The organism is Rhizobium sophoriradicis, assembly GCF_003939025.1.
GTDB classification, from domain to species: domain Bacteria; phylum Pseudomonadota; class Alphaproteobacteria; order Rhizobiales; family Rhizobiaceae; genus Rhizobium; species Rhizobium sophoriradicis.
In genome coordinates, this window is sequence record NZ_RQIH01000009.1 from 137,505 (window position 1) to 151,468 (window position 13,964).

Sequence of the window (13,964 nt, forward strand, 5' to 3'; positions counted from 1 at the left end):
CCGAGGGGAGAAGAGGGAGCGAGCGGCACCGCCGTCACTCCTAGCTAAGGTCCTGGGGAACGAGACGTTGCCGCGATTCCCTTCTCCCCTCGGGGAGAAGATGCCGGCAGGCAGATGAGGGGGCCGCACGGCACAGCTTTCAATAGCAGCCTTTGCTTGCCGTGGTTAACATTGGCGTAACGACCTCACGATAAATGTAGCCACCGCCGCCATCCGCGGCTTTGTTTTGCGTTTCTGGAGTGCGGACGTGTTTCATCGATCAGTCGTATCGATCTCTTTCCTTATTGCCTTTTCATCCATCGCTCCCGCGGCCGCACAGGAAAGCGGCCAGCATTTCTGGTCGGGCGACTGGTATCTGAACGTCGGCGTCGCCGGCTTTTCCGCCCCGAAATTCGAAGGCGCGTCGCGCAACGAGTTCAAGTTCAGCCCGCTGATCTCGGTCGGTCGGCAGGGCGCCGGCCCGCGCTTTTCCTCGCGCAACGACAATCCCTCCTTCGCCCTGATCGACAAGGGCGCCCTCCGCGCCGGCATCGTCGGCAGGTTCGTGCCGTCGCGCGATGACGGTGATGGCCATGAGCTCAAGGGCTTTAGGAAGGTCAAGTGGGGTGCTGAGGCCGGCGGCTTCGTCGAGGTCTATCCGACCGATTTCCTGCGCGCCCGCGCCGAGGTCCGCCAGGGCATCCGCTCCCATGACGGCGTCGTCGCCGATCTTGCCGTCGATGCCTTTACCGATATTGCACCCGACCTGCAGCTGTCGGGCGGTCCGCGCGCGACATTTGCGACAAGCGGCTATTACGACGCCTATTACGGTGTCAGCGCCAAGCACGCCGCGGCAAGCGGCCTCGATCCCTACAAACCCTCCTCGGGCATTCAATCCTATGGCGCCGGCGCGGCGCTGACATGGAAGGCGACGGAAAACCTGTCGGCAAGCTCCTTCCTTGAGTACAAGCGGCTGGCCGGTCCCGCCGCCGACAGCAGCCTGGTGCGCGAGCGCGGCTCGAAGAACCAGCTCCTGATCGGCGTTTCGGCGACCTACAAGTTCAATTTTTCGCTGCAGTGATTGCCGGCGCCCGCGCGTCTCTTTAGGTACGCGGGCGCTGCAGGATCTTGAATCGCCGCAAAATTAATCCCTGAATCGAGTCCGATCCCAAAGAGCATGCACGTGGCAGGCGGCGATCGCTTCTTGACCGGATCGCCGGCCGGTCGCTAGATGGCGGCATGCAAGATACTGGCGACTTCAACGACCGCGTTTCCGACGCGCCTTCCGACAACTGGGTTTACCGGATCCTGCCGCCATGGCTCTGGCCCTATGCGCAGCTCGCCCGCTGGGACCGCCCCATCGGCTGGCAGCTGCTGATGTGGCCGTGTTTCTGGTCGGCGACCCTTGCCGCCAATGCGGCGATCGACGAGGGGCTCTATTCCGGCAGCCTGCTGGTCTCCCACCTTATCCTCTATTTCATCGGCGCCGTCGCCATGCGCGGCGCCGGCTGCACCTACAACGATCTGGTCGATCACGAGATCGACATGCAGGTGGCGCGCACCCGTTCGCGCCCGCTGCCTTCCGGCCGCGTCACACGCGCCCACGCGAAAATCTTCATCGGCCTGCAGGCGCTGGTCGGGCTTTTCGTGCTCTTGCAGTTCAACTGGTTCACCGTCTTCCTGGGTCTGCTCTCGCTCGGCATCGTTGCGCTTTATCCCTACGCCAAACGTTTCACCGACTGGCCGCAATTCTACCTCGGCCTTGCCTTTTCCTGGGGCGCGCTGATGGGCTGGGCCGGCATTTTGGGCGAGATTTCCTTCGCCTCCGTCCTGCTTTATGCCGCCTCCGTCGCCTGGACGATCGGTTACGACACGATCTATGCCCATCAGGACAAGGAGGATGACGAGCTGATCGGCGTCCGCTCCACCGCCCGGCTGTTCGGCGATAGGACGAGGGCGTGCCTGATCGGCCTTTACGGGCTGACGCTGGTGCTGATGTTTGTCGCCTTCGCGCTTGCCGGCGCCAATCTCATCGCTTTCTTGGCGCTGCTCGGCGCGGCCGGCATGTTCGCCTGGCAGATCGTCCGGCTCGATATCGAGGATGCCGCCCAATGCCTGGTGCTCTTCAAGTCGAACAACCGCGTCGGCCTGATCATCTTCTTCGGCCTGTTCATCTCGCTGCTCTTCGCCATTCCCTGAATGGAACGGCGAGTGAAACGACAAAACCCGGCGCGGGCGCCGGGTCTTAATGTTTGCGAAAACCAAGCGTCGCGATGCCGCTCAATTGCGGGCGATGATTTCCTTGCCTTCGATCCGCATGGCGACGCCGAGCTGGCCGGTGGTGCGGCGCACCAGGAAGCGCGGACGACGATTGGCGAAGTAGGAATGGCGACGGCGCGGCTTCAGATCGCCGGTGCGCAGGGCGCCGATGTGGTCTTCGAGCGGCCGCGCCACGCCGTCGGCCTCGACCATCAGCATCGGAATGCGGAAGGCCTCGGACCAGCTGCGCCAGTCGGCGGCGATATCGCTGAGATCATGGGCAACCAGCAGCGGAATGCAGAGCTCCGGGTCGGCATGGTGGAGTTCGAGCGTGACGGTCACCTCGCCGTCGCCATGGTCGATGGCGCGGGCGGCGACACCCTTGAAGACACGCTTCGGCAGGGCAATCGAGAGCGGCAGGCCGCTGGAGGGAAGGACTTTGCGCAGGACCGCGCCGCGTTCGTCTATGGTGATGCTGACGTCATCCGAACAATCATGGATGGCGTAGCTGACCTGCTGCGGGAAGCGGGACGGATCGAGACGCAGCGTCGTGCCAGCCCAAGCGGGCTTCAAAACGGGATTGTTCATTTCATTCTACCCTTGTCTTACCTGAGAGCCGGTTTGCGGTCTTCTCCTCGGGACTTTTCGTCCTCTATGGCCGACAATAGGCGGGCGCCCTTCCGTACAGCTTAAAAATTGCGGTTAAGAAAACTTTGCCTCCCCTGATGGTTATCAAAACCGAATCCGGCAGGGTTTCCGGAAGGTGAACGCTGTGCCGTCCCGAAATGACGCAACCCAGAGGTAAGTCTCGGGTAAGTTTTGCGTGGCAAAATGGGCTTACCGGCAGTTCGTCGTTCTTTTAGAGATTTTGCCAAAAGGGCGCTTTTGATGATTACGGCTTCCCTCGCTTATTCGATCCTGTCGAAGGATATGACGTCGAGCCTCAACAAGGTCGCGTCGCAGGCGACGGTCAAGAAGGATGCGCAGTACTACGCCGACCATATCAACAAGGTCACCTCGGTCGACGACTTTCTCGGCGATTACAAGCTCTACAGCTATGCGATGAAGGCCTATGGTCTCGAGGATATGACTTACGCCAAGGCGTTCATGAAGAAGGTGTTGGAGAGCGATCTGACCGATCCCAACAGCTACGCCAACAAGCTCTCCGATGCGCGCTACCGCGAATTCGCCGCCGCCTTCAATTTCAACGCACCCGAGAAGGACGTGCAGACGGACGCCCAGGAGGACGAGCTCATCGGCCTCTACAAGCAGTCCTTTGTTGATGCCGACAAGGCGTCGGCCGCCGAGAGCACCTATTACAGCAACAATATCGACAGCGTGCAGACCGTCGACGATCTGGTCAACAACACAAGGCTGCGCACCTATGTGCTGAAGACCTTCAAAATCGATCCGACCTATGCGTCGAAGGATTTTCTGCGCCAGGTGCTGACGAGCGATCTCAGCGACCCCGCAAGCGTCGTCAATACGCAAGGCGGCGACAAGTACAAGGCGCTTGCCGCCCAGTTCAGCTTCAATGCCGACGGCACCGTCACCGGCACCGCCCAGACCGCGGCGCAGAAGGCCTCCGTCATCGAGACCTACACACTGAATTCCCAGTCCGTCATCATCGACAATTCGGTCGGTTCGGACGTTGTCTATGTCAGCAAGACGGCGGCCGAATACAACAAGGCCTATTATACCGCCAAGATCGGCACGATCACCAATGTCGACGATCTGGTCGCCGACAGCCGCCTGACCTCGTACATCAAGACCGCCTACAGCATGGGCGCCGATTTCACCGCTGCGGCACTGCGCACGGTCCTGACCGATCCCGGATATGCCCAGCTGATGGGCTTTACCAACGTCTACAACGCCTTCAACTTCAAGGCGGATGGTTCGACCTCGAACACGGCACGTGTGCGGACGATCGAGCAGGCGAACAAGCTGTCGTCGGCGGCGTCGCAGACCGCCAACTACTATAAGGTGACCTCGCAATCGAGCGGCATCACCAATGTCGACGACCTGCTCGCCGACGCAAACATGGCGCGCTACATCAAGGATGCCTATGGTCTCGGCACCGATTTCAGCAATGCCGATCTGAAGAACATCCTGACCGACCCGGCCTATGCCGCCGCGCAGGGCCATGCCGATATCAATGCCGATTTCAACTTCCAGGCGGATGGCTCGATCAACGGTTCGGTGATCCAGACAGAGACGCAGCGGAAATCGACGACCGACAAGTCGGCGGCGAATGCCGCCCACTTCAACGCCATGATCGACAATGTCACCAATGTCGACGACCTCATGTCCGATCCCGTTGCGGTCAGCTATCTCAGAACAAGCATGCAGATCGCCGACAGTGTTTCCGATGCGACGCTGAGGACTTTCCTCGTCGATCCGGCGGCGGCCAGCGCCCAGGGCTATAGCGACGTTCACGATCTCTTCAATTTCAAGACGGACGGGTCTGTCGCCACCCTTTATGCCTCGCAGACCGCCACCCAAAGCGCCAACACGACAAGCAAGGCCGACAATGCGGCCGTCTATTACCAGTCGACCATCGCCGGAATCTCGAACGTCGATCAGTTGCTGGCGGACCAGAAGCTCAACAACTTCGTGCGCAATGCCTACGGCATCCCGTCTACCGTCACGGACGTCGATCTTCGCAACATCCTGACCGATCAGAGCGGCACCGGCACCTATGCCGACGTTGCCGCCGCCTTCAACTTCAAGGCCGACGGATCGCTCGAGGATGGCTTGGCTGCGCAGACGTCCAGCCAGATCACCAACACGAAAATTGCCGCCGGAGCGCGCACCGACGATTATTCTTCCCGGATGGCGACGATCGCCAATGTCGACGAGCTCATCGCCGATCCCGCCATCACCAATTTCCTGAAGAGCACCTACAATCTGCCGTTCAACATCTCGGACGCCGACCTGAAGAGCATCCTGACCGATGCGACGGCTGCCGCAGCCGCCGGCCATGCCGACCTCAACGCCGATTTCAATTTCGCCGCCGATGGATCGCTGCCGGCCGTCAGCTCGGTGCAGACGGCCGATCAGGCGCAGACCACCAATGACAACTATATGGCGCGCTATGACGACGAGCGCGACGAGGCGATCGAGGAGGTCGCCGACAACTACTCGAGCATGATGGCCGACAGCACGAGCCTGCTCGATACTGCCGAGATCAAGAGCGTCAACGACTTCCTGCGCACCAATGCCGCGGCCGATTTCAAGAAGAGCAACGACAATCTGCCGGACCCCTATCATGTGGCGCTGCAGGCCTTCGGCCTGACCGACCAGGACGTGCCGCGCTCGATGATGCGCAAGATTCTGACGAGCGATGCTTATGACCCGGATGGCTATATCGCCTCACTGAAGGACGAACGCATCACCAATCTCGCCCGCGCCTTCAATTTTGGACCGGACGGCAAGGCGGCGTCACCCTTCCAGGCGCTTCCCGACGCGACCCTGGCCAAATACGCCACCGACTACAAGGCGCATATGACCATGCTGCTGAAGGCCGGCCCGGTAAAGGACAAGGCGTCGAAGGACGCGACCGCCGAAGTCGATTATTTTGCCAAGGGCATGGCCAAGGTGAAGTCGCTCGACGATTTCCTCGACGACAGCCGCCTGACCGATCTGGTGCTGAAGGCGAACAACCTCGACCCGAAGGATTACGACAAGGCGACGCTGAAGAAGATCTTCACCTCCGACCCCGACGACAAGAAGAGCTACCTGAACAGCAAAGCCGATGCGCGCTTCCAGGACATCGTCGCCGCCTTCAACTTCGACAAGGACGGCAATCTGACCCGCGCCAAGATCGGCACGATCCAGAACAAGGCGGCCGAGGAGAACACCCAGGAGCTCTATGTCAGGCAGACGCTGGAAGCCCAGCAAGGCGAAACCAACGACGGTGTGCGCCTGGCGCTCTATTTCAGCCGCAAGGCCCCGAGCATCACTTCGATCTATTCAATCCTCGGCGACAAGGCGCTCTATCAGGTGATCACGACGGCCTACAGCCTGCCGGCTCAGATATCGAGCATGGACGTCACCAAGCAGGCCGATCTGATCAACCGCTTCGTCAAGCTCGAGGATCTCCAGGATCCGAAGAAGGTCGACAAGCTGCTGCGCCGCTTCACCGCGATGTACGATGTTCAGAACAGCGCCCAGCAATCGCCGGCGCTGCAGATCCTGACCGGCGGCGGTTGATAGCGGTCGTCTAAAGGTGATTTCAGTAAATCGCGTTGCGGGTTCCCGACGCTCGTTATTGATGGCTGCCCCTCACCCTAACCCTCTCCCCGCTCGCGGGGCGAGGGGACGTGCGCTGCGACAGCGTCGCGAGGACCGGAGAGGTCGCGGCTCGGTCCCTTCGCCCCGTTTACGGGGAGAAGGTGGCGGCAGCCGGATGAGGGGCGGGCTCGCCGGCGCCCCCGACCGCCACCTTTAAACGTCGAGGCTGACGACCTTCCCCGGATTCATGACACCAGCCGGATCGAAAGCGCGTTTGATGCGGCGCATCAGCTCGATTTCGATCGCCGGGCGGATCGCCGCCAGTTCGTCGCGCTTCAGTTGGCCGATGCCGTGTTCGGCCGAGATCGAGCCGCCCTGGGCGAGCACCAGCCCGTGCACGATGTGGTTCATTTCGCGCCAGCGGGCGATGAAGGCGGCTTTGTCGGCGCCGATCGGCTGGGAAATATTGTAATGGATATTGCCATCGCCCATATGGCCGAAGGCGCAGATGCGGGCTCCGGGCATGGCCGCAATGACCGCCTCTTCGGCCTCGGCGATGAAATGCGGGATCCTCGACACCGGCACGGACACGTCGTGCTTGATCGATCCGCCTTCCGGCTTCTGAGCATCCGACATGCTCTCGCGCATGTGCCAGATGGCTTTCTGCTGGGCGACGGATGAGGCGATCGCCGCATCGAGCACCAGACCGGCCTCAAAACCCTGTTCGAGCACGCCGTTCATCATCCGCTCCGCCGTCTCGGCCGAATCCGACGTCGAAATATCGATCAGCACGTACCAGGGATAGGCCGCTTCCAGCGGATCGCGCACCCCGTCGATATGGCGCGTGGTGATCTCGACCCCGAAACGCGGCATCAGCTCGAAGCCGGTGAGCGAGGTGCCGCAGAGACTGGCGGCAAGGTTGAAGAGACCGAGCGCGTCTTCGACCGAATTAAGGCCGGCGAATGCCACCTGATGGCCGAGCGGCTGGGGAAACAGCTTCAGCACCGCCCCGGTGATGATGCCGAGCGTGCCCTCGGCGCCGATGAAGAGATCACGGAGGTCGTAGCCGGTATTGTCCTTCTTCAGCCGACGCAGGCCATCCCAGATCTCGCCGGTCGGCAGCACCACTTCGAGGCCGAGACAGAGCTGGCGCATATTGCCGTAAGCAAGCACCGCCGTGCCGCCGGCATTGGTGGAGAGATTGCCGCCGATGCGGCAGGAGCCTTCCGAGCCGAGCGACAGCGGAAACAGCCGCCCATGCGCCTCGGCCGCCTTCTGCACATCGGCCAGAATGGCGCCGCCGTCGGCGACCAGCACGTTGGCTACCGGATCGACGTCGCGAATCCTGTTCATGCGCTCCAGCGACAGGATGATATCGGACTGGCCCGCGCGCGGCGTCTGGCCGCCGACGAGGCCGGTATTGCCGGTCTGCGGCACGATTGCGGTTCCGGTCTCGGTGGCGAGTTTCATGATTACAGAGACCTCCTCGACCGAGCCGGGCTTTAAGAGGAGAGGGGAGGAGCCGTGATAGAGCCCGCGGTTTTCGATGAGATGCGGCGCCAGGTCGGCCTCGCCACGCAGCGCGTATTTGTCGCCGACGATGGCGGCGAAGCGGTCGAGAAGATCGGTTGAAATGCCGGGGTTGCTCATCGGGTCGATCCTCTGTCGCTTCTATCAGCTTTGTCAGTCGCGCGGGGAGCGGCAGCCCTTTGCAGGCGGTCGTTGATCGCTTCGCCCAGGCCGTCGTCGGGAATGGGCGAAAAGGCGATGCTCGAAACGCCGCTGGCATCGGCCCGCTTCATGTAGTCGAAAAGGTTGGCCGCCGCTTCCGCAAGGTCGCCGCGCGGGCTGAGGTCGAGAACGATGCGTGCGTCGCGCGCGCCCGCGACCGCCGCACCGCCGAAGGCGATCAGCGCCTCGCCGGGTTCCACGGCGCTCGCATTGAGACGCACGCTGGCGCCCGGCGCATAATGCGAGGCGAGCATGCCCGGCGCCTCGATGGCCGCCGATGCCTTTTTGGCGCGCAGCAGCGGCCTGCCGGCGACATGCTCGATCTCGCGCGCCGCAAGGCCGCCGGGCCGAAGCAGCCTAACCCGGTCGCCTTCCACCTTGACGATCGTCGATTCGACGCCGACCGTGCTCGGGCCCGCATCGAGGATCAACGGAATCTTCGCGCCGAGATCGGCCTCGACATGGGCGGCACTCGTCGCGCTGATGGCGCCCGAGGTATTGGCGCTCGGGGCTGCGAGCGGCCGCCCGAAAGCGCCGATCAGGGCGCCGGCGAAACCCTTCGGCACGCGCACGCCGACGCTGTCGAGACCGGCAGTCGCCAGCGAATGGATCGGGCTTTCGGCCTTGAGCGGCAGCACGAGCGTCAGCGGACCGGGCCAGAAGGCTTCGGCGAGCGCCCGCGACAGCGGATCGAACTCGGCATGATGTTCGGCCATGGCAAGGTCGGCCATGTGACAGATCAGCGGATTGAAGCGCGGCCGGCCCTTCGTCTCGTAGATGCGGGTGATGGCGGCGGGGTTGGTGGCGTCGGCGGCAAGGCCGTAGACGGTCTCCGTCGGCATGGCGATGGCGAAGCCGTCGGCAAGAGCCGCTGAGGCCGCTTCGAGCGCCGCCTGCCTGTCTGCCTTGATGTCGATGATGCGTGCCATGTGCTGCCCGGATTGATCCCGGCAGGTCATTAGGCTTTCCGCCGCCGCCGATCAATCGCTGTTATAGCTGCCGGATGATTTCGCGCAGCTGTTCGTTGCGGGCGCCGAGCAACAGGACGTTGCGGATCGCCGCCTGTGGGTCGTGGGTGCGGAAGAGCAACCCATTGCCGCGCACCGACCGGTCGATGGTCATCTTTTCCGAGGAATCCTCGCCCGGCTTCATCGCGACGGCGAAATACATGCGGGAATAGCCGACGTCGATCCGCTGGAAGAAATTGTCGTTGTCGCCGATGTCGGAGTAGAAGTTGGCGATATAGAAGGCCCAGCTGACGTCTTCATAATGGGCAAACTTCGTGCGCGCGGCGGTGACATGGCAATAGCCGAGATGTGGGCTGTCCTCCAGCGTCCGGTGGAAGACCATCTTCGGAAACTGGATCGAGTGGTGAAAGCCGTTGATGTGCTGATGCGTTTTTTCGCCGGCCACCTGCAGCTTGCGGCCGGTCTTTGCCGCGACCTCGTCATGGGTAAGGTAGCGCTTTTCCTCCGCCAGCCAGTGCCGCCGTTCGCGAGGGATGCGGCCGGTGCGCAGGAATTCGGAATGGGCGGCAATCGGCTGCCGCTCCCGCAATCTGCTGGTGTCCTTCGCATCGAAATAGCGGAGTCTGGCCATGGTTCGCGTTCTTCGGTCGGTCTGATTCATCGCAAGGATAGGGTCCTATGCTTAAGGCGGTGTTAACGCGGTTCCGGCTGCGCCACGGCTGCCGGCAGATGCAAGAGGATGTCGCAAATGCGACGGTGATCGGCATCCGGCAGCCGAGCTCTTTGCAAAACGGGGCTTTACGCCATGTCGCAATTGACGATAATTGCCTGGAGAGTCGGCGATGCGATTGATCGGGGCGGGCCGCCACAGCCTTGCCGCATCCTGTCGTCAATTTCGAAGCCGATGTCGCATTACAACCAAGCAGCGGCCGGGCTCGGTGATTAAATGACGCCATGAACAATTCTCCAAAAGGAGAAGGAAGCGGGCGCGCTTCCGCGGTTTTTCCGCTGAACGGTACCGGATGCACGAGGATATGAAGATGGATATTCGCAGCAACGTTTTGCGTCAGCTCAAGAACCGCCGTGAGGGCTTCAGCCTCGAGCAGCCGTTCTATATCGACGAGGATTATTTCCAGCTCGACATGGAGATGATCTATTATCGCGACTGGCTGTTCATGGGCCATGATTGCGAGCTGCCGAAGCCGGGAGCCTATTTCACCGTCCAGATCGGCCGCTATCCCGTCGTCATCGTGCGCGGTCGCGACAATGTCATCCGAGCCTTCCACAATAGCTGTCGCCATCGCGGCTCGCGCGTCTGCACCAAGGAGCATGGCTCCTCCGTGCGTCTCGTCTGCCCCTATCATCAGTGGACCTATGATCTCGACGGCAAGCTCGCCTTCGCCCGCCACATGGGCGATGATTTCGACAAGACCGGCTTCAACCTGAAGCCCGTCCATTGTGAAAGCGTGGCCGGCTATATCTTCATCTGCCTTGCCGACACCGCCCCGGATTTCCAGACCGTGCGCGACAAGATCGAGCCCTACATGGCGCCGCATCGCATCGGCGAGACCAAGGTCGCCTTCCAGAGCACGATCATCGAGAAGGGCAACTGGAAGCTCGTCTGGGAAAACAACCGCGAATGCTATCACTGCGCCGCCAATCACCCGGAACTCTGCCGCACCTATCCGGAAGCGCCGAGCGTTACCGGCACCGATGGCGGCGCCGACGACCCGGAGATCGCCGGCCATTGGTCGCGCTGCGAGGCCGCCGGCCTGCCGAGCAAGTTCCAGATTTCACCGGACGGTCAGTTCCGCACCGCCCGCATGCCATTGATCGAGGATGCCGAGAGCTACACGATGTCCGGCAAGCCGGCCGTCAAGCGCCGGATCGCCGACGATATCTCGATCAGCCATATCGGCACCATGCTGCTCTTCCACTATCCGACGACCTGGAACCACTTGCTCGGCGACCATGCCATCTCCTTCCGCGTGCTGCCGCTCAGCGCCAATGAGACGGCGGTGACGACCAAGTGGCTCGTCCATAAGGACGCGGTCGAAGGCGTGGATTACAATCTCGAGGAACTGACGCATGTCTGGACCGAGACCAACGATCAGGATCGCCGCATCGTCGAAGAGAATGCCTTCGGCATCCACTCGCCCGCCTACGAGCCCGGCCCCTATTCTTCCCTGCACGAGGGCGGCGTCATGCAGTTCCTCGAATGGTATTCGAACTTCATGGTGAACCGGCTACAGGGCGACCAGGCGAAGATCTCCGCCGTCGCCTGATGTATGTCGCCTGCAATTAAGGCCGGTTCAGGTCCGCCGATCGAAAACAAAAGCAGCCGGTCCTCGGCTGCTTTCGGAACCATTCAGCCACGAACGCGTTGCGTGGCAGGCGGTGATCGCCGTTGAATGGGAGAGAAGAATGATCGGGCTGAAAAGCAAAATCGCGACTGCAATTCTCACTGCCGCCGTCGTGCTGACGGGCTTTGCCCCGTCGCAGGCAATCCAGATGCCCACCACCCCGAAGGTGGAGAAATCCTCCGCCGTCGAGGAGGTCCAATACCGCCGCTACTATCGCCGCGACTATTACCGGCCCGGCTATCGCCCCGGCGCCTATTACCGCCCCGGCTATTACGGCGGCTATCGCGGCTATAGTTACTATCGTCCGGGTTATCGCCGTTATAATGGCTACTGGTACCCGCTCGCCGCCTTCGGCGCCGGCGCGGTCATCGGTGGCGCCATTGCGGCGCAGCCGCGCTACGTCGCGCCGGCACCCCGGATGGGCTCAAGCCACGTCGCCTGGTGCGCCAACCGCTATCGCTCATATCGCGCCTACGACAACACCTTCCAGCCCTATAACGGCCCGCGCCAGCAGTGCTATTCACCGTATTGATGTAGGCACGACAAGCGCAGGGCTGGGCAATACGAGCGCCGACGGTGAACCGATTTCATCGTCGGCTGTGAAGCTCAGTGAACGACAGTTATTACCGAAATTCCAGCTTCGTCGGCAGCACGGATAAGCGCTGCTCGCGCGGCCTGAGCCGGAATCTCCCCGTGTATTGCGTCCCGGCAAGCCATAATTGCCGTGAGGTATTCTTCTCCATCGTCGATTGGCCAGCCAACGGTCAGCATCTCGGCGGCCTGCACGAGAGTTGCAACAAGCTTGTATTTTTCCGGCCCACTCACAACGAGCATCAGAGGGGCAAACTCTCCGGATGTGCACCATTTCATGACATTAGGTCTCCCCACGGTAAATATATTAGTAACCGTGCAAGAACCGTTCCGGGCGAGGTGGCGGCCTGAACCAGCCGATCATTCGAGCGTCGATCGATGGGATGGCCCGCCAGCAGGGCGGGCTATTCGCCTTAATTGATGGCCCCGAAAGCTGCCCCTCACCCTAACCCTCTCCCCGTAAAGACGGGGCGAGGGGACGTGCCTTACGAGACGCTGGAGAGGGACGGAGAGGTTGCGGCTATCCCCCTTCGCCCCGCAAGCGGGGAGAAGGTGCCGGCAGGCGGATGAGGGGCGCGGCCAACCGCACCTCTCACATTCAAAGAATATTCACCCGCCTCAGCAGCCACCAGGCAAGCGCGACGGAGCCGACTATGAGGATGACGGCGTATTCCGTGCCGTAATCGCCGACGGAGAAGGGCAGGTTGGCGGTGTTCATGCCGAAAAAGCCGGTCACCAGCGTCGGCGGCAGCAGGAAGGCCGTCATGATCGACAGCAGGTAGAGGTGGCGGTTGGTTTCGGAGGATTGTTTCGAATCGATTTCTTCGTGCAGCAGGCGCGCCCGGTCCTGCAGCGCGTAGATATCGTGGTCGACCGTTTCCAGCCGGCTCGTCAGCCGCCGCGCCACGTCGTCGAAGCCGAAGGGCATCTCGTCGTCGTCGGCCGCCGCCGCCCGGCGCATCAGCGCCAGCACCGTGCGCAGGTGCCGGTGCAGCCTGACCACGGTTCGCCGCACCGGCGCCAGCCGCCGGCGCTCGTCGCGCGGGGCGTTGTCGTAGACGATATCCTCGATCTGGTTCAGTTCTTCGGTGAGTTCGATAACGATGGCGATCAGCGTGCGCTGAAATTCGATCACGAGCAGTTCGAAGAGATCGACCGGCAGCGCAATTTTGCCCGGGTTCTTCTCGATCAGCGCGCGCGCGCGCTCGACGCTGCGCAGCGGCTGCAGCCGGGTGGTGATGATGAAGCGGTCCGACATGGCGAAATGCAGCCAGCCGAGATTGTTGGTGTCCTGGGCGAAATCACGCTGGCAGTCGACGAGCGTGCCGTAGAGCATCTGCTCGTCGACGGTCAGCGCCGCATGCGTGTCATGCGTCGTCAGCGCCGATTTGGCGTCCTCGGTCAGCCCGCCGAGCGTCTCGAGCAAGGCCGGCACCCGGGCGTCCACGAGGTTGAGATGCAGCCAGTAGAAACAGTTGTCGGCGGTCAGATCCGCCACCGTCGCGCTGTTGTTCAGCCGTACCGCCGTCTTGTCATCCGGCGAGAAACGATAGGCCCAGACGAAACCGGGTATGTTGACGGGCAATGTATCCATTGTTCGCCGGTCCTTTGCGAGGGCGATGTCATTCTAAAGCGCGTCGCATCAAATTTGATTCATGCGACGCGCTTTAGCCCTTTGTTTTGATGCATGTCGTTGTCCCGGAACCGCTGCACACTTCCGGGCGACATGCATTAGAAATTCTCCATGACGTCCATTTGTGCAACTGTGCAAGAGCAAACCGCCATGTCGGGTAAACTATCGCACGGCAGCCCGGGAAATCGAAATTGACGTTTACGTAAA

11 protein-coding genes are annotated in these 13,964 nt (G+C 61.8%); 5 read left to right on the forward strand and 6 right to left on the reverse strand.

The genetic code is table 11. The features are described 5' to 3' along the window. The first annotated feature begins 247 nt into the window (after positions 1 to 247). A complete protein-coding gene (locus EFR00_RS16790) occupies positions 248 to 1,060 on the forward strand; it encodes a MipA/OmpV family protein (RefSeq protein ID WP_077991029.1) in 813 nt (270 codons plus the stop codon). A 158-nt stretch (positions 1,061 to 1,218) separates the two neighbouring features. After that, on the forward strand, positions 1,219 to 2,178 hold the full coding sequence (ubiA, locus tag EFR00_RS16795; RefSeq protein ID WP_077991026.1) for a 4-hydroxybenzoate octaprenyltransferase: 960 nt from the start codon (positions 1,219 to 1,221) through the stop codon (positions 2,176 to 2,178). Between the two features lie 81 nt (positions 2,179 to 2,259). Here the strand turns inward: ubiA and EFR00_RS16800 are convergent, their stop codons facing one another. Then, positions 2,260 to 2,826 (reverse strand): DUF6101 family protein, encoded by a 567-nt coding sequence (locus EFR00_RS16800; RefSeq protein WP_038687219.1) that lies wholly within the window; start codon positions 2,824 to 2,826, stop codon positions 2,260 to 2,262. 300 nt (positions 2,827 to 3,126) lie between these two features. On the opposite strand from EFR00_RS16800, the gene EFR00_RS16805 reads away from it, so the two are divergent. After that, entirely contained in the window at positions 3,127 to 6,450 is a 3,324-nt protein-coding gene (locus tag EFR00_RS16805; RefSeq protein ID WP_077991024.1) for a DUF1217 domain-containing protein, read from the forward strand. Positions 6,451 to 6,684: 234 nt separating this feature from the next. Here the strand turns inward: EFR00_RS16805 and EFR00_RS16810 are convergent, their stop codons facing one another. The 3 genes from EFR00_RS16810 to EFR00_RS16820 all read right to left on the reverse strand — a co-directional run bounded on the left by EFR00_RS16810 (position 6,685) and on the right by EFR00_RS16820 (position 9,801). Then, positions 6,685 to 8,121, reverse strand: a complete 1,437-nt coding sequence (locus EFR00_RS16810) for an FAD-binding oxidoreductase (protein WP_077991023.1) — start codon at positions 8,119 to 8,121, stop codon at positions 6,685 to 6,687. After that, a complete protein-coding gene (locus tag EFR00_RS16815) occupies positions 8,118 to 9,131 on the reverse strand; it encodes an L-threonylcarbamoyladenylate synthase (RefSeq protein ID WP_077991125.1) in 1,014 nt (337 codons plus the stop codon). Before EFR00_RS16815 ends, EFR00_RS16810 begins: the two co-directional genes overlap by 4 nt. Positions 9,132 to 9,192: 61 nt before the next feature. After that, a complete protein-coding gene (locus EFR00_RS16820) occupies positions 9,193 to 9,801 on the reverse strand; it encodes a DUF6656 family protein (RefSeq protein WP_077991022.1) in 609 nt (202 codons plus the stop codon). Positions 9,802 to 10,210: 409 nt separating this feature from the next. Between EFR00_RS16820 and EFR00_RS16830 the strand changes: the two genes are divergently transcribed. Together EFR00_RS16830 and EFR00_RS16835 are read left to right on the forward strand one after the other, a co-directional pair. Then, the gene (locus EFR00_RS16830) at positions 10,211 to 11,455 is read left to right on the forward strand and encodes an aromatic ring-hydroxylating oxygenase subunit alpha (RefSeq protein WP_077991123.1); all 1,245 of its coding nucleotides are present in this window, start codon (positions 10,211 to 10,213) and stop codon (positions 11,453 to 11,455) included. A gap of 139 nt (positions 11,456 to 11,594) precedes the next feature. Next, entirely contained in the window at positions 11,595 to 12,065 is a 471-nt protein-coding gene (locus tag EFR00_RS16835) for a BA14K family protein (RefSeq protein ID WP_077991020.1), read from the forward strand. A gap of 74 nt (positions 12,066 to 12,139) precedes the next feature. Here EFR00_RS16835 and EFR00_RS16840 read toward each other — a convergent pair whose 3' ends face one another. Next, positions 12,140 to 12,403 carry a DUF982 domain-containing protein gene (locus EFR00_RS16840; RefSeq protein ID WP_009986459.1) on the reverse strand — a complete coding sequence of 88 codons (264 nt, stop codon included), beginning with the start codon at positions 12,401 to 12,403 and terminating at the stop codon, positions 12,140 to 12,142. A 319-nt stretch (positions 12,404 to 12,722) separates the two neighbouring features. After that, a complete protein-coding gene (locus tag EFR00_RS16845) occupies positions 12,723 to 13,718 on the reverse strand; it encodes a transporter (RefSeq protein ID WP_077991018.1) in 996 nt (331 codons plus the stop codon). Positions 13,719 to 13,964: the final 246 nt, after the last annotated feature.

Excerpts from the sequence above, each read along its gene's own strand:
- EFR00_RS16805 (WP_077991024.1), top strand. The coding sequence starts at position 3,127 with ATGATTACGGCTTCCCTCGCTTATTCGATCCTGTCGAAGGATATGACG.
- EFR00_RS16845 (WP_077991018.1), bottom strand. The coding sequence starts at position 13,718 with ATGGATACATTGCCCGTCAACATACCCGGTTTCGTCTGGGCCTATCGT.
- EFR00_RS16820 (WP_077991022.1), bottom strand. The coding sequence starts at position 9,801 with ATGGCCAGACTCCGCTATTTCGATGCGAAGGACACCAGCAGATTGCGG.
- EFR00_RS16840 (WP_009986459.1), bottom strand. The coding sequence starts at position 12,403 with ATGAAATGGTGCACATCCGGAGAGTTTGCCCCTCTGATGCTCGTTGTG.
- EFR00_RS16835 (WP_077991020.1), top strand. The coding sequence starts at position 11,595 with ATGATCGGGCTGAAAAGCAAAATCGCGACTGCAATTCTCACTGCCGCC.
- EFR00_RS16815 (WP_077991125.1), bottom strand. The coding sequence starts at position 9,131 with ATGGCACGCATCATCGACATCAAGGCAGACAGGCAGGCGGCGCTCGAA.
- EFR00_RS16830 (WP_077991123.1), top strand. The coding sequence starts at position 10,211 with ATGGATATTCGCAGCAACGTTTTGCGTCAGCTCAAGAACCGCCGTGAG.
- EFR00_RS16800 (WP_038687219.1), bottom strand. The coding sequence starts at position 2,826 with ATGAACAATCCCGTTTTGAAGCCCGCTTGGGCTGGCACGACGCTGCGT.
- EFR00_RS16810 (WP_077991023.1), bottom strand. The coding sequence starts at position 8,121 with ATGAGCAACCCCGGCATTTCAACCGATCTTCTCGACCGCTTCGCCGCC.
- ubiA (WP_077991026.1), top strand. The coding sequence starts at position 1,219 with ATGCAAGATACTGGCGACTTCAACGACCGCGTTTCCGACGCGCCTTCC.